Below are 14,478 nucleotides of genomic sequence, written 5' to 3'. Positions count from 1 at the left end.
CTGGGTTTAAATTTCACCATTATCGGCAAAGCTAAAATAAGACTTTTCGGCAACTATCAAATGGTCTAATAGTTTTATATCTAAGCTATCGCCTGCTAGTTTAATTTTCTTTGTCATTTCTTTATCTGAAAGACTAGGATTTATATCTCCTGATGGGTGGTTATGACAAAGTATAATTCCAACTGCAGAAAGCTCTAATGCTCTCTTATAAAGTAACCTTACATCTACAATTGTAGATGTAATTCCTCCTTTACTTATAAAATCTTTAGAGAGTATTTTATTCGAATTATTTAGATATAATACCCAAAATTCTTCATGTAACTTATTTTCCAACAAAGGTTTCATAAGATCAAAAACATTTTTACTGTTTTTGACCTTAACAACATCCATACTATTCTCTAACTGTCTTCTCTTTCCTAACTCTAAGGCTGTTAAAATTGTGATAGCTTTCGCTTCTCCAATTCCTTTGAAGTGCATCAATTTTTCAACCGACAACTTAGCAAGCTCATTGATATTTTGATCAACAGATTGTAAAATTTTCTTAGAAAGATCAACAGCGCTTTCTTCTTTATTTCCAGACCTTATTAAGATGGCTATTAGTTCTGCAGTGCTTAAGGCAGATTCTCCTTTGGTGAGTAGTTTTTCTCTTGGGCGATCATCTATAGCCCAAGATTTAATGGTCATTTTTTTCATAGCTTAAACTTTCTTTTAAAGATACGAAAGATGATTAAATCTTGTTAAGAAATAGTATTTTTTGCCAAAACTACTCAAGTTTATATCTTTGTACTACATTTTGAGTCAATCTTATGAAGATTATTATAGCGGGAGCAGGTGATGTTGGATTTCATTTAGCAAAATTATTATCATACGAGTCGCAAGACACTTACATTATAGATTTTGATGGAGATAAACTAAACTACATCAACAATCATTTAGACGTAATTGCCAAGAAAGGAGATGCTACTTCTATAAGCCTACTGAAAGAAGTTGGTGTAGATTCTGCAGATCTTTTATTAGCTGTTACCGAATCTCAAAACACAAATTTCACCATTTCAGTTATAGGAAAATCTTTAGGAGCAAAGAAAACTATTGCTCGTATCAACAATCCTGAATTTCTAAAAAACGATGATATTGATTTTAAAGCTTTTGGTGTAGATTTTATGATTTCGCCAGAAGAATTAGCAGCTGAAGAGATAAAAATGTTGCTAAATCAATCATCATTTAACGATACAGTGACTTTTGAGAATGGTCTTTTTAATGTTATGGGAACAACCCTGGATTATAAGTCGCCACTCTTAGATATGACAGTAAAAGACGCTAAAGACACTTTTTCTAATGTAGATTTTATTACCATAGCTATCAAAAGAGAAGGAGTTTCTCAAACTATAATTCCTAGAGGAGACACAGAATACAAATTGAATGACCAGGTTTACTTTTCTGTACCCCATTATAGTGTAGATGATCTATACCCAATTGTTGGAAAAGAACATCTCAATATTAAAAACGTAATGATATTAGGTGGTAGTTCTATTGGTTCTAAAACTGCAAGAAACCTTTGTAAAGAAAATTTCAAAGTGAAGCTTATTGAAAAAGGAAAAGAGAAATCACTTTCTCTAGCCGAAGAACTTCATGATACACTTCTAATTAACGGAGATGGTAGAGATATTGAACTTCTAGAAGAGGAAAATATTAGAGAAATGGATGCTTTTGTTGCAGTAACAGGAGATTCTGAAACTAATATTATGTCTTGTTTGGTTGCGAAATCTAAAGGTGTGAAAAAAACTATTGCATTAGTTGAAAACATGGATTATATCAACATTTCTCAAACCATTGGTATTAATACTTTGATAAATAAAAAACTAATTGCTGCTAGTAGTATTTTTAGACATATTAGAAAAGGAGAAATACTGGCGCTAGCAAATCTTCATAATATTGATGCAGAAGTTTTTGAGTACGAAGTACTTCCTAATGCTAAAGTAACTAAAAAGCCTATTAAAGAATTACGTTTCCCAAGAGATGCAGTTTTTGGAGGAATTATTAGAGATGGGAAAGCTCTTATGTCGTTTGGGGATTTTCAAATTAGAACAGGAGATAAAGCCATTGTCTTTTGCCTTCCTGAAGCTATCAGTACAGTAGAAGACTTATTCCGTTAAACGTGGGAACTCTAAACTTCAAAATAATTTATCGTTTTTTAGGACTCACTGCTGTCCTGAATGGATTATTCATGTTTATTGCTGTTCCATTTAGTTTATACCATAATGAAGATGAGTATACAGGAATCATTATTGCGGGGATCATCACTGTCTTTTTAGGGTTACTATTATATTTCTTTAATAAACCTACAAACACCAATATTCAAAAAAAAGAAGGGTATCTTATTGTTACCTTAGGTTGGTTAATTCTTTCTTTTACAGGGATGCTTCCTTATTTGTTTACTGAAACTATACCTAATGTAACAAATGCCTTTTTTGAAACAATTTCTGGATATTCTACTACAGGTTCTTCTATCCTAACCGATATAGAATCTATGCCTAAAGGAATCTTATTTTGGCGTAGTGCAACTCATTGGATTGGTGGAATGGGAATTATTGTTTTAACAATTGCCATTTTACCTTTACTTGGAATTGGTGGCATGCAGTTATTTATGGCAGAAGCTCCTGGCCCATCCGCAGATAAATTACACCCTAGAATTACAGACACAGCTAAGCGTTTATGGCTAATATACGTTACCTTAACTTTTGCCGAATTCTTTTTATTAAAGTTTGCTGGAATGTCTTGGTTTGATGCAATTAATCATGCAATGGCAACTGTAAGTACAGGAGGTTTTTCTACCAAGAACGATAGCCTTTCTTACTGGAATCATATGCCAACAGTGCAATACATTGTAATTGCATTTATGCTCATTGCTGGGACCAATTTTGTCTTAACGTATTTTGCTTTAAAAGGAAAAATTAGAAAAGTTATTCAAAGTGAAGAATTTAAATATTACCTATTTGGAATTCTAAGTGTAACAGCTATCATAGCTGTAGTAATCTTATTTTTTAAAGATAATTCTTTGGTTTCAACAGTAGCACACCCAATGGTTTTAGGAGAAACTGAAAGTGCTATTAGGCATGCTTTATTTCAAGTAACTTCCATTATAACTACTACTGGTTTTGTAAGTGCAGATTTTACTATGTGGAGTTTCTTTGCTACTGGTATTTTCTTTGCTTTATTTTTTGTTGGTGGTTCAGCTGGTTCAACAAGTGGGGGTATAAAGATTGTTCGTCATATTGTAATGTTAAAAAATAGTTTCTTAGAATTTAAAAAGACTTTACATCCAAATGCAATTATCCCAGTAAGGTATGATGGCAAAGCTGTTTCACAAACAATTGTATTTAACATTCTTTCTTTTTTTGTTATTTACATGTTCATTTTTGTAATTGCTTCTGTAATTCTAACCTTCTTAGGTTTAGATTTTATTTCTGCTTTAGGTGCTGCCGCTTCAAGTTTAGGAAATATTGGGCCGGCCATAGGTTCTGTGAGTCCTGTAGATAATTTTGCGCACCTTTCTCAAGGAGCTAAATGGTTTTGTTCTTTCTTAATGTTAATTGGACGTCTTGAGTTATTTACCGTGCTAATTCTACTTACTCCTTTCTTCTGGAGAAAGAATTAATAATCGCTTTAATCGTGAGTTATTAATTTAATTGGTTTAATAGGGATAAGTAACACTCATTATTTTAAGAGAGAAGTACTTTAATAATATTATACCAAATTTTTAACTTCCTCAAAATCCAACCCTCCATAATTTCCAGAACTCATTAGCAAAACAGCTTTGTCATTCAAATCCTCTGAAAACAAAAAATTTTTAAATTCTTCTGGGTTTGTATAAATAATCAAATCATCTCTTTGAAAAGCTTCAGCTATTTGCTTTTCAGTGACTTCTTCTAATTGTTTAATTTTCACAGCATGAGGCGAGTAAAAAACTACGGCTTTATCTGCTTTGTCTAAAGCTCCTTGATATTCTTGCAAAAACTCAGCATTTAAACTGCTATAGGTATGTAATTCTAAACAAGCTAGCAACTCTCTTTCTTTATACTGATTCTTTACAGCTTTAGTAGTTGCTTTTACTTTACTAGGACTATGAGCAAAATCTTTAAAAACAACTGTTTGTTTATTTTCAGCAATCTTTTCTAATCGTTTACTGGCTCCTTTGAAAGTAGCTATGGCTTCATAAAAATCATCTTCATCAATACCCATATGTTGGCAAATCCATTTAGCTCCAGCTAAGTTTTGTAGGTTGTGATTACCAAAAATTTCTAGTGGCATATCGCCGTCTGGAGTGTCTATATAAGTAATTCCGTTATCTATAAAATACTCTGGAGTAGTATAAGGGTATTTTTTTATAGGATGTTCCGAACTTTCTACTACTTCTTTAACTGTATTATCTTCTTCATTGTACACCATAATCCCTCCATTAGTCAACGAATCCGTAAAAATTCGAAATTGATCAACGTAATTGTCAAATGTGGGAAATACATTGATGTGATCCCAAGCAATTCCACTGAGTAAAGCAATATTAGGTTTATACAAATGAAATTTTGGGCGCATATCAATAGGAGAACTTAAATACTCATCTCCTTCTAAAACAATAAACTCATTTTCTTTGGTTAAATGTACCATCGTATCAAAACCTTCCAATTGAGCTCCTACCATATAATCAACCTCTCTTTCGTGGTAATTTAAAACATGAAGAATCATCGATGTAATAGTCGTTTTACCATGAGAGCCGCCAATAACAACTCTTGTTTTATCTTTAGATTGCTCGTATAAAAATTCGGGATAAGAATAAATTTTCAATCCTAGTTCTTGAGCTTTCAAGAGTTCAGGATTGTCTTTTTTAGCATGCATTCCTAAGATAATAACGTCTAGGTTGCTAGAAATTTTATCAGGAAACCATCCAAACTCTTCAGGAAGCAGTCCTCTCTTTTCTAAGCGAGACTTTGAAGGATCATGAATTGTATCGTCACTACCTGTAACGTGATATCCTTTGTTATGAAGAGCAATAGCTAAATTGTGCATTGCACTTCCTCCAATGGCAATAAAATGGATATTCATTAGTGCTAAAGATTTAATAGCGAAGGTAAAAAAAGTAGACCTCTTAGACTACTTCTTCTTTTTCTTTTTACTAGCTTTCGCTTTTGGGTTAAAATCAAGAGCCAATTGCAACCAATCGTACAAATCGTCATCAAGATCTGTTGCTTCATCTGTAAGGAAAACAAATCCTTTCATAGGTCTTCCCGTAAAATTCATTTCTATACAACCTGGTTTTAATAATGAGATTTCATAAACTTCAGGATCTATCCTTGCCATCACTTGATCCTTATTTACACCTACACACATTTTTCCATCAACCATAAAACACAAACCTCCCATCATCTTGCGAGCTTCAAAAGGAATGCTTTTTTCTCGAAAAAATTGAGTTATTCTATCTGCCAAGAACTCGTTATAAGCCATTATTTCTTTGGAGGATATTTGCTTAACATTTTTTTCACCACTTGATCAACTAAAATTACACGTTCCTTTGGCTTTATTTTTTCTCGAACCTTAACATCTAGAACTCCTTGCCAAAAAAGTTGATTGTCTTTAGCATCTACAAAATCAATAGTAATCCTTTCATTAATTTTTCTTCCTCCTAAATTGATTCCTGTTGAAATTCCTATTCCAACATTTCTCCCTCCACTTCCTATTCCAATTCCTACATTATTTCCATTCAGAAGTTCACTTTTTTCAGAAAGGATATTGATAAAAACATCTGGTTTTTCAGATTTTTTAAGACCCAAAGAATCTAGATGGGATTCTATTGAAGACATAAATCGTTTTACATCCAACTCATTCATTCCATCTCCAACATCCTCAAAAAAATGATAGGTCTTATATTGAGAAAAATTAGTCTTTACATCATAATCATATACTACTTTGGGTGCAGAACACCCAAAGCAGATTAATACTATAATGTAGTTTAGTTTGTTCAATTTTTATTTCTTCTTCTCTTCAATAACAACTCTAGTAGGTGTGTCTTTACCCATAATAATGCTTTCTGTTCCTTTAGCCACAGCTCTAATTGTTTCTGTAAGAACATTCATATCTAAAGTCTCAGCTTCATCTGTTACCTGGTGATAGTATTCTCCATCTTTATCTAACGGAGTTGTAGAAAAGGTATGAGAAGGAACTCCTAATCGAGCTAATGAAGCATTGTCTGATCTGAAGAACAAACCAAATTGCGGATATGGATCTGGAAATAATTTATATCCTGTTCCTTCTAAGTTCTTTTGAACAATTTTTCCAAAATCTGAACGCTCAAAACCTGTTAACCAAGCTGTTTTTGGCCCTGTGTTAGGTTCTTTACCCATCATTTCTAAATTAATTCCAGCAACAAATTTACTAGCGTCAATTCCTTTTCCAAAATGTCTTGAACCAACTAATCCCATTTCTTCAGCTGTGAAAGCAATAAAAACAATAGTTCTTTCATTATCTCCTCTTTTAGCATAATATTCTGCTAAAGCTAATACTCCTGTTACACCCGAAGCATCATCATTAGCACCATTAAATATCAAATCTCCTTCTCCTTCTTTTTTCATTCCCAGATGATCATAATGCGCTGAAATAATTACGTATTCATCTTTTTTACTTTTACCTTCCAAAACACCGATAATATTACTTGCGGTAATGTCTTCATTCGTTCTTCTATTTTTAAACGTAAAAGTTTGTCTATAAGATGTTAAATTCTCATATGTTTTTAAGCCTATCTTTTTAAACTCTCCTTCTATATATTTAGCGGCTTTCTCTATTCCTTCTGTTCCTGTTCTCCTACCTTGCATTTCATCAGAAGCAAGTGTATACAGATGCTTTTTTACTGTTTTCTTTTTAATTTTTTGCGCTTCAACTGATGGAAAAACCAATAGTAATCCCAAAGCAATCATTGCTATTTTCCTAAGATTCATTCTTTCTTTTTTTGATTATTAATGGTTTAAAGATACCAAAGATTGGCAACAATTATTTTGTACTTTTGTTAAAATTTTTTTTGATGGATTTATCTCTAGTACCAAAGATTAAAAACACAGATTCTAACAACTTTTTTTTATTGGCAGGACCTTGTGCTATTGAAAGCGAGGATATGGCTTTGCGAATTGCTGAAAAAGTTGTGAAAATTACAGGCGATTTAAAAATTCCTTATGTCTTTAAAGGAAGTTTTAGAAAGGCTAATAGAAGTAGAATTGATAGTTTCACAGGTATTGGTGATGAAACAGCATTGAAAATTTTACAAAAAGTTTCTCAAACTTTTGATGTTCCTACAGTTACAGATATTCATGAAGCTTCTGATGCTGATTTTGCAGCTCAATATGTTGATGTATTGCAAATCCCTGCTTTCTTAGTTCGTCAAACAGATTTAGTAGTTGCTGCTGCAAAAACTGGAAAAGTTGTGAATTTAAAGAAAGGGCAATTCATGAGTCCTTCTTCTATGCAACACGCTGTTAAAAAAGTGAAAGATTCTGGAAATAATCAGGTAATGGTTACTGATAGAGGAACTATGTTTGGTTATCAAGACATGATTGTTGACTTTAGAGGAATTCCTGAAATGAAATCTTTTGCTACAACAGTATTAGATGTCACCCATTCTTTACAACAACCAAATCAATCATCTGGCGTTACTGGAGGTAGACCAGAAATGATTGAAACCATCGCTAGGGCCGGAATTGTAAATCAAGTTGATGGGCTTTTTATTGAAACTCATTTTGATCCAGCCAATGCTAAAAGTGATGGAGCTAATATGCTACATTTAGATCATCTGGAGAAACTTCTCTCTAATTTAGTAGCCATAAGACAGACTGTAAATAATTTGTAGGCACAATTTTTGATAGAAAAGGTTGTTATATCTTTAATAATATGAAACGCCTTTTTCTTCTCTTTTTTTTGATAAGTTCTGTTGCCTTTTCACAAGATTTTTCTGCAATAGACAATAAAGTAAAAACTTATCCTAGGTATACTAGTCCGGAAAAATTAGCTGCTAAAATTTCAAACGACTTTAAAGATGACATGAGTAAAGTTCGTGCTGCTTTTCGATGGCTGACTCTGAATATTCGATATAACCTAGAAGAATACTATCAACCCAGAAAAGTAATTCAGTTTAGTTATAGTACAGAAGAAGAGCGTCAAAGAAAGCTACAAGGAATAAAGGACAAAATAATTAAGGATGCTTTTTTAACAAAAATGGGAGTTTGTGAAGAATATGCCCAATCGTTTAAAAAGCTTGCTGATTTAATGGGTATTGAAGCTCAAGTGATTAAAGGATATGTAAGAAATTCTGCCTATGAAATAGGAAGAATTCCTCGTTCAACAAATCATGCTTGGAATTCAGTAAAAATCAACAATCGTTGGATATTATTGGATGCGACTTGGGCTGCCGGTTATGTTTTTAACGGAAAATGGGTAAAAGACTTTAATGAATATTATTTTGGTATAGATCCTAAAAAAGTAAGTAGAACACATTATCCTGATGATAAAAAATGGCAAATTGTATTGAATTATAATTCACTTGAAGACTTTTATAATCAACCCATTTATTCTCAAGGATTTTTGAGGAAAGACATTCAACTTTTATCTCCCAAAAAAGGAACCATTGTAGTTGATAAATCTAAAAATGTTGTGATCACATTTCAGAATCTAACCTCTGCAGATCAATTGTTTTATAATTATCAAGGACAACGTTATTCCAAACGTCCACAGATCTCTTACGAAGGGAAAAAAGCTACGGTTTCAATTGAAAATCCAGGTAGAGATAGCGAACTCTATTTATTTTTAAATAGAAACCTTGCTTTAGAATATAAAGTGTCCATTAAATAAAAACATTGCTATGAAAAAAATTACGCTGCTATTCTTTTTTTTATCGCTAAATATAGTTTCTCAAGAGAGTAAACTAAAACGAGTCGATAAGATTGTGAAGTCTTATAGAGATTTCAACACAATAGAAGCTTTAGCTAAACAGATTGACAATGATTATAGCACCGCTATAGAAAAAGCTAGAGCAGCCTACAGCTGGATTTCCATGAATCTAACTTATAACAATAAAAATCCTTTTGAGATTTCTAATACAACAATTTATGTTGTAAGTGATCAAAATGATTATATAAGAAGAGTGCAAAAAAATGATGAAAAAATCATGATGAAAGCCTTTAAGACAAAAAGTGCAGTTTGTAAAGGTTATGCATTACTTTTTAAAAGAATTTGTGATCTTTTAAAAATAGAAAATCAATTGGTTTTAGGTTATATTAAAAACTCTTCCTATCAAATTGGATATATGCCTTCTCAAAAGAATCATGCTTGGAATGTAATTAAAATTGATGGGAAATGGATATTTATTGACCCTACTCAGGGTTCAGGTTATTCCATTAAAAATGTATGGCAACCAAAATTTAATCCTGACTTTTTCAACATCAAAAAAGATATTTTAAAAAATACTCATTTTGCTGAAAAAACCTATTGGCGTAATTATGTTAATCAAATGCCCTTAAAGGAATTTAGCAGATTACCCGTTTTTTCAAAAGCTTATTTTAATTCAAGTTTTGATATAGTAAGTCCTTCCAATGGTCTTATAGAAGCTAAAAAGAAAAGACCAATACAGTTAAGGTTTAAAGACATTGATTTTGACACAAAGATTCATTATAAATTTGGGGAATACAGCAAGCTTAAAAAAGCAAATGTAACCTATTCTAATTCAATATTTTGGATACAAATCCAGAGCCCAAGAGAAGATAGTACTCTTAAAATATATGTTGACGGAGAGGAAGCTTTATCTTATTTGGTTTACGTTAAGTGAAAAATTAATCTTTCCAAAAACCTTTATGACTTACGTTAACAAGTTCTTTAAGGATTGAAACTAGTAACTCCTGATCAATATCGTTAACACTATAATATCTAAGCGATTTTATAACTTTTCTTTTTTCGGTAATAAGATATTCATCAAAACCTTCTAAATGAGCACTGGCCCAAAAACCAAGATCTACATATTTTTTTGTAGCATTTAAATAGCAAAAGGGATTCCTATTATAATAGTAATACGGAACCTTCCATTTATACTTCAACTCTAGTTCAGGTATTGCAGATTGAATAATCATTTGCAATTGCAATAGAATTGATTTGAAAGGTTCCGGTTGTTTTAATATATAATTTTCAGCAGGGTTCATTTTTAGTATCTTAGCAAGATGAGTAAATATAAAAACTTAAAGACAAACTCTTCTCAAAATTTCATTCTTAAAGGATTCAATAGTATTCAAATAGGGCTATACATTGTGTTGGGAGCTTACCTTTTTAAATTGTTCTTACAAGGGTTTCTTTCTGATGACAGTTTATTAGGGATGATGTCTATAGAAATTATTGAAATGATAGGTCTAGGAATTACCTCCCTTGTTTTTATACTTTCTGCTTTAGCCATTTTTTTCTCAAATCGCAGGAGATTGAGGAAAACCGGCAATAAAGTTTGGAACTCAAATTCTAAAAAACACTTTTTAAAGTTCTTCTTAACAGTTGTTGTTGGCATTGTTGTTCTTACGCTTTTTCAAAACCTCGGATTCACTGCTTATTTAGCTCCTTTTCTTTTGACTTTCTTTGCTTTATTATTACTTATTCTTAACAGTAAAAAAAAACAAGCTTACTACTTCATAGCTATTATTGGTTTTGTCTTAGCAATCTTATCTATTCTGATTCCTAGCTATTGGTATTCTTCTTTATTAATTGTTGGAGCTACCTTTTTTGTTTATGGAGTTGTAGTTAAAGAGTAATTCTCTTTCAAGATTTGTTCTTTTTAAAATTATTAATTTACTTTGTATTTCAAAGTTCTTTTAAAATGAATAAAGAAAAATACTTAGATGACATTTCTGAAATTAAAATGTTGATGACTAAATCTTCAGGGTTTTATTCACTAACTAGTCTTTCTGGCATAGCTACAGGACTTTATTCTCTTGTAGGTTCATCGATCATATACTGGTTATTCAAATACAAATACAATTCAGATTATTTACATCCTGACATATTGAAATATGCTCTTGTAGATTTAATTATAGTAGGTTTATTAAGTATTGCAACTTCAATTTTACTGACAAAGAGACAAGCTAAACTAAATCGTGAACTAGTTTGGAGTACTCCATTCAGAAAAATGATTAAAACATTTTCTGTAATCTTTGGAATAGGCTGCATTGTAATCTTAAATTTTCTACTTAAAGAAGAGTATGAGAGGTTTGGAGCTTTAATGTTGATTTTCTATGGATTGGCCTTAATAAGCTCATCTAAATACACATTTAAAGAGGTTATGATTATAGGGTATATTCATATTCTATTAGGAATACTAGCAACATTTATACCTGAGTATAGCTTTTGGTTGTGGGTAACTGGGTTTGGAATTGTTCATTTACTCTTTGGAATAGTCATGTTTTTGAAAAATGGCAATTAATTTTTGGTTTTAAAAAACGAAAAGTTGAAAAATATCATTTCTGAAATACATAAAATTTTTGATCATAGAGTAAGACTTGGCATTATGTCTATTCTTATGGTTAATGAATATGCAGATTTTAAAATGTTAAAACAACAATTAGGTATTACAGATGGAAACTTGGCTAGTCATATTAAAGCATTGGAAAAGGAAGAACTTATTCGATTTGAAAAACAATTCATAGGAAGGAAACCCAACACAAGATATTTTTCAACGGAAAAAGGGAAAACAGAATTTAAAAAACATATCCAAGCCTTAGAAAAGTTAATTAATAACTGTTAAGCTTGGTAAAACATTAATGAAAAAGAAAACAAAAAATTGTTATGAAAAAGACTCTCTTCACATTCGTAATTTTATTAGCTCTTAGCTTATCATCATGCGACTTTAGCTCGTTATATGAATCTTCAGTAACCGTAAGATTTAATCATAATTGGGATGGAGAACCAGTACATTGGACTGACTTTGGCGAGCTGAAATACCAAACAGAAAACGGTGACCTTATTAGTATAGATAGCTTGAATTACGTTATTTCACGCATCCATCTTAAAAAGGAAAATAGCGATCTTATTTATGTAATTTCAGATGTTAAATTTATCGATCTTAGCTCAGGTTCAACTTGGGTAGAGCTTGGTGATGTTCCTGATGGCAGATATGAAATTTCATTTGTTTTTGGTTTAAGAAATGAAGACAACATCAGTCATATTCATTCTGAAATACCAGCATCTTTTTTGGTTCCAGAAATCTATGGTGGTGGTTATCATTTTATGCATTTTGATGGCAAGTATCTTGCTGCTAACAATACAGAAAATCCATACTCTTTTTATGCAACTAAAGCAGTTGATTCTAGTAATCCAAATAATTTAATAATGCAAGACACTTCTTTTGAAATTAACCTAGGGACTCATTATTTAGGCGGAGCTCCTTTTCTATCTCAGATTAATATAGAAGTAAATTTAGCAGAGTGGTTTAAAAACCCCACAACATGGGATCTTACTACTCAGAATCAAAATTTAGTAATTGATTTTAACGCTCAACTCCTCATAAAAGAAAATGGAAAAAACGTTTTTACTTTGGGTGAAATTTATTACGATTAATTCCCTTCCACAAAATCTTGCAAGTAACTATATCTTTCGGTTAATTGGCCATTTTCAGTCATTTTAGCTCTTTTCAAAACCCCATCTTTATCGTTGTTGTAAAAAGCTGGAATCACATGCTCTAAAAATAACTCACCAAACCCTTCGCTTGCATCCTTTGGTAGTTCACAGGGTAAATTATCAACAGCCATTACTGTGATAGCTTTTTCATCTTTAAAATCTATTTCAGATTCTGTTTGAGGATCGTATCCATAAATCGGATCTGCTATGGTAGAAGGTCTTATTGTAGAAGCCACAGGCCCATCAATATCACAAGATACATCTGCCACTAATTTAATATTAAAATCTTCAGATTTTGCGTCTTCTCTTGTGTATAAAAACGGAGCTCCATCACCATAAAAATGCCCTGCAATAAAATAATCTGTCTCCTTAGCAAAACGCATAAAATTAGATTCATATTTTTCAGGATAATTATAAAAGTCCTTTCTTCCTAATTCTTGTCCGTCTTTACGTTTGTTATAATCCAAAACATCTATCAAACAGTATACAGGTTCATCAAAACTTTGAGCTAAATATTCAGTAACAGAAACTTTTCTGATGGACATTGCATCCAACATTTCTTTGGCTCCTTTAGCTACTTTTCCACTTCCAGTTAATAGAATTTTTATGTTAGATAATTCAATATCATTCAATTCATTAATTAGTGCCTTTTGATCTGGTAATGTTTCTGCTTTTGGCAATTCGAAAGTTTTATGTTTCAATCCCCAAGCTCTAAATCCATTATACGCGCCAACAATACCTGCATAACGCCCAAAGCCTATTAATCTAGCTCCAGATGACTTTGTAATCACTTCATGATCATACAGCTCTATGTTTTTCTCAAGAATTGCTTGCAACAACTTTCTATTGTAGGGTTGTTTTTTGATGGTATGGCTAAAGAAAAAATATTTTTTATTTGGAGTCAATGCATCAACAGGAACTTCTTTTACACCAAGCATAACATCACAATCAGAAATTTCATCAGAAACTTCAATTCCTAACTCAGAATATTTTTCATCTTTAAAAATCCTTATCTCAGAACTTTCTACTTTTACTTCAGCTTTTGGGAATTTTTCTTGTAATTCTTTTAATTTTTCCGGTGAAAAAACAACTCTTCTATCTGGTGGATTCTTACGTTCTTTAATGATTCCGAATTTCATATACTAGTGTTTGTTTTAAGACGGCTCGAAATTACTAGAATTCTCAACGTCTTGCAAATGCAACTTCGTTTGTTTTTATTACTTTTGCCTTCCTGTTCATTGAAATAGTTCCTGAACATGGTTCAGGAATTGGGGACGACTGGTTTTGACAGCAAGATCAGTGAAAATGTAAGCATACCGAGGATTGAAATGACTACTCGTTAAACTTATTTCAACATTTTAAACGGCGAAAATAATTACGCTTTAGCTGCTTAATATCTGAATTATAGTAAGATCAAGCCTCGGCGCATAAGATGCGCAAGCTAAATGTTTCTTGAAAGCGTTGATTTACCGCGTTCAGTTTAGAAGCATCGTAAAAGTAAAGATAGAAACTCAAATACTTCGATTGGGTTTTGAAACTTAAGAAGATAAGCTTGTGATGGATTGTTTTTAGTCAGCTACAAGTCGAAAATCAAATAGAAACTAAGTATGTAGAAAGCCTTTTGGCTGCTTGTTTGGACCCGAGTTCGATTCTCGGCGTCTCCACAAAAGAACCTAAAACACTGAGAACTGAAGCGACTGTAAAGGCGCGGTTCTCGGTGTTAATTCTTTACTTCAAACAACCCTCAAACTCACTATTTACAGATAACAAGACTCAATTCAATGAGTTCTTTAATAGAGT

General features: G+C 32.0%; 16 protein-coding genes and 1 other RNA gene. 10 read left to right on the top strand and 7 right to left on the bottom strand.

What is annotated here, in order from left to right:
• Window positions 1-6: 6 nt before the first annotated feature.
• The gene (radC, locus tag AAON49_RS10225) at window positions 7-693 is read right to left on the bottom strand and encodes a RadC family protein (RefSeq protein WP_349554433.1); all 687 of its coding nucleotides are present in this window, start codon (window positions 691-693) and stop codon (window positions 7-9) included.
• A gap of 113 nt (window positions 694-806) precedes the next feature.
• On the opposite strand from radC, the gene trkA reads away from it, so the two are divergent.
• Together trkA and AAON49_RS10215 are read left to right on the top strand one after the other, a co-directional pair.
• Window positions 807-2,153 (top strand): Trk system potassium transporter TrkA, encoded by a 1,347-nt coding sequence (gene trkA, locus AAON49_RS10220; RefSeq protein ID WP_349554432.1) that lies wholly within the window; start codon window positions 807-809, stop codon window positions 2,151-2,153.
• Window positions 2,154-2,155: 2 nt separating this feature from the next.
• Window positions 2,156-3,655 (top strand): TrkH family potassium uptake protein, encoded by a 1,500-nt coding sequence (locus tag AAON49_RS10215; protein ID WP_349554431.1) that lies wholly within the window; start codon window positions 2,156-2,158, stop codon window positions 3,653-3,655.
• An 89-nt stretch (window positions 3,656-3,744) separates the two neighbouring features.
• Here the strand turns inward: AAON49_RS10215 and AAON49_RS10210 are convergent, their stop codons facing one another.
• Genes AAON49_RS10210 through AAON49_RS10195 form a run of 4 tightly spaced genes read right to left on the bottom strand, consistent with a single transcriptional unit; the run spans window position 3,745 to window position 6,983 of the window.
• Entirely contained in the window at window positions 3,745-5,097 is a 1,353-nt protein-coding gene (locus AAON49_RS10210) for a UDP-N-acetylmuramate--L-alanine ligase (protein ID WP_349554430.1), read from the bottom strand.
• A gap of 48 nt (window positions 5,098-5,145) precedes the next feature.
• The gene (locus AAON49_RS10205; protein ID WP_349554429.1) at window positions 5,146-5,496 is read right to left on the bottom strand and encodes a TfoX/Sxy family protein; all 351 of its coding nucleotides are present in this window, start codon (window positions 5,494-5,496) and stop codon (window positions 5,146-5,148) included.
• Window positions 5,496-6,014: a DUF4136 domain-containing protein gene (locus tag AAON49_RS10200; protein ID WP_349554428.1), complete on the bottom strand. Its 519-nt coding sequence runs from the start codon at window positions 6,012-6,014 to the stop codon at window positions 5,496-5,498. Before AAON49_RS10200 ends, AAON49_RS10205 begins: the two co-directional genes overlap by 1 nt.
• A 3-nt stretch (window positions 6,015-6,017) precedes the next feature.
• Window positions 6,018-6,983 carry a M20/M25/M40 family metallo-hydrolase gene (locus tag AAON49_RS10195; protein WP_349554427.1) on the bottom strand — a complete coding sequence of 322 codons (966 nt, stop codon included), beginning with the start codon at window positions 6,981-6,983 and terminating at the stop codon, window positions 6,018-6,020.
• Between the two features lie 83 nt (window positions 6,984-7,066).
• On the opposite strand from AAON49_RS10195, the gene kdsA reads away from it, so the two are divergent.
• Genes kdsA through AAON49_RS10180 form a run of 3 tightly spaced genes read left to right on the top strand, consistent with a single transcriptional unit; the run spans window position 7,067 to window position 9,856 of the window.
• Complete coding sequence (gene kdsA, locus AAON49_RS10190; RefSeq protein WP_349554426.1) at window positions 7,067-7,885, top strand: 3-deoxy-8-phosphooctulonate synthase; 819 nt, start codon at window positions 7,067-7,069, stop codon at window positions 7,883-7,885.
• Between the two features lie 41 nt (window positions 7,886-7,926).
• Window positions 7,927-8,883: a transglutaminase domain-containing protein gene (locus tag AAON49_RS10185; RefSeq protein WP_349554425.1), complete on the top strand. Its 957-nt coding sequence runs from the start codon at window positions 7,927-7,929 to the stop codon at window positions 8,881-8,883.
• 10 nt (window positions 8,884-8,893) lie between these two features.
• Window positions 8,894-9,856 carry a transglutaminase domain-containing protein gene (locus AAON49_RS10180; protein ID WP_349554424.1) on the top strand — a complete coding sequence of 321 codons (963 nt, stop codon included), beginning with the start codon at window positions 8,894-8,896 and terminating at the stop codon, window positions 9,854-9,856.
• A 4-nt stretch (window positions 9,857-9,860) separates the two neighbouring features.
• Here the strand turns inward: AAON49_RS10180 and AAON49_RS10175 are convergent, their stop codons facing one another.
• Window positions 9,861-10,223, bottom strand: a complete 363-nt coding sequence (locus AAON49_RS10175; protein WP_349554423.1) for a DUF1801 domain-containing protein — start codon at window positions 10,221-10,223, stop codon at window positions 9,861-9,863.
• An 18-nt stretch (window positions 10,224-10,241) separates the two neighbouring features.
• Between AAON49_RS10175 and AAON49_RS10170 the strand changes: the two genes are divergently transcribed.
• The 4 genes from AAON49_RS10170 (at window position 10,242) to AAON49_RS10155 (ending at window position 12,618) form a co-directional block, all read left to right on the top strand.
• Complete coding sequence (locus AAON49_RS10170; RefSeq protein ID WP_349554422.1) at window positions 10,242-10,817, top strand: hypothetical protein; 576 nt, start codon at window positions 10,242-10,244, stop codon at window positions 10,815-10,817.
• Between the two features lie 113 nt (window positions 10,818-10,930).
• Entirely contained in the window at window positions 10,931-11,485 is a 555-nt protein-coding gene (locus AAON49_RS10165) for a hypothetical protein (protein WP_349554421.1), read from the top strand.
• A gap of 24 nt (window positions 11,486-11,509) precedes the next feature.
• Window positions 11,510-11,806, top strand: a complete 297-nt coding sequence (locus AAON49_RS10160; protein WP_349554420.1) for a winged helix-turn-helix domain-containing protein — start codon at window positions 11,510-11,512, stop codon at window positions 11,804-11,806.
• 41 nt (window positions 11,807-11,847) lie between these two features.
• Entirely contained in the window at window positions 11,848-12,618 is a 771-nt protein-coding gene (locus tag AAON49_RS10155; protein WP_349554419.1) for an MbnP family protein, read from the top strand.
• On the opposite strand, the gene AAON49_RS10150 is transcribed toward AAON49_RS10155, so the two are convergent.
• Window positions 12,615-13,817, bottom strand: coding sequence for an NAD(P)-dependent oxidoreductase (locus tag AAON49_RS10150; RefSeq protein WP_349554418.1), 1,203 nt, complete (start codon window positions 13,815-13,817; stop codon window positions 12,615-12,617). The two genes, AAON49_RS10155 and AAON49_RS10150, sit on opposite strands and share 4 nt — an antisense overlap.
• Before the next feature lie 131 nt (window positions 13,818-13,948).
• On the opposite strand from AAON49_RS10150, the gene ssrA reads away from it, so the two are divergent.
• Window positions 13,949-14,345, top strand: a transfer-messenger RNA (tmRNA) gene (ssrA, locus tag AAON49_RS10145).
• The last annotated feature ends 133 nt before the right edge of the window (window positions 14,346-14,478 follow it).

This window comes from Pseudotenacibaculum sp. MALMAid0570 (assembly GCF_040151415.1).
Classification (GTDB): Bacteria; Bacteroidota; Bacteroidia; order Flavobacteriales; family Flavobacteriaceae; genus Polaribacter.
Note: the sequence above shows the minus strand (reverse complement) of the source record. Positions and strands in the feature narration are given on the sequence as shown.

Coding starts and splice junctions, on each gene's coding strand:
- radC (WP_349554433.1), bottom strand. CDS start 693: ATGAAAAAAATGACCATTAAATCTTGGGCTATAGATGATCGCCCAAGA.
- trkA (WP_349554432.1), top strand. CDS start 807: ATGAAGATTATTATAGCGGGAGCAGGTGATGTTGGATTTCATTTAGCA.
- AAON49_RS10210 (WP_349554430.1), bottom strand. CDS start 5,097: ATGAATATCCATTTTATTGCCATTGGAGGAAGTGCAATGCACAATTTA.
- AAON49_RS10205 (WP_349554429.1), bottom strand. CDS start 5,496: ATGGCTTATAACGAGTTCTTGGCAGATAGAATAACTCAATTTTTTCGA.
- AAON49_RS10195 (WP_349554427.1), bottom strand. CDS start 6,983: ATGAATCTTAGGAAAATAGCAATGATTGCTTTGGGATTACTATTGGTT.
- kdsA (WP_349554426.1), top strand. CDS start 7,067: ATGGATTTATCTCTAGTACCAAAGATTAAAAACACAGATTCTAACAAC.
- AAON49_RS10185 (WP_349554425.1), top strand. CDS start 7,927: ATGAAACGCCTTTTTCTTCTCTTTTTTTTGATAAGTTCTGTTGCCTTT.
- AAON49_RS10180 (WP_349554424.1), top strand. CDS start 8,894: ATGAAAAAAATTACGCTGCTATTCTTTTTTTTATCGCTAAATATAGTT.
- AAON49_RS10175 (WP_349554423.1), bottom strand. CDS start 10,223: ATGAACCCTGCTGAAAATTATATATTAAAACAACCGGAACCTTTCAAA.
- AAON49_RS10170 (WP_349554422.1), top strand. CDS start 10,242: ATGAGTAAATATAAAAACTTAAAGACAAACTCTTCTCAAAATTTCATT.
- AAON49_RS10165 (WP_349554421.1), top strand. CDS start 10,931: ATGACTAAATCTTCAGGGTTTTATTCACTAACTAGTCTTTCTGGCATA.
- AAON49_RS10155 (WP_349554419.1), top strand. CDS start 11,848: ATGAAAAAGACTCTCTTCACATTCGTAATTTTATTAGCTCTTAGCTTA.
- AAON49_RS10150 (WP_349554418.1), bottom strand. CDS start 13,817: ATGAAATTCGGAATCATTAAAGAACGTAAGAATCCACCAGATAGAAGA.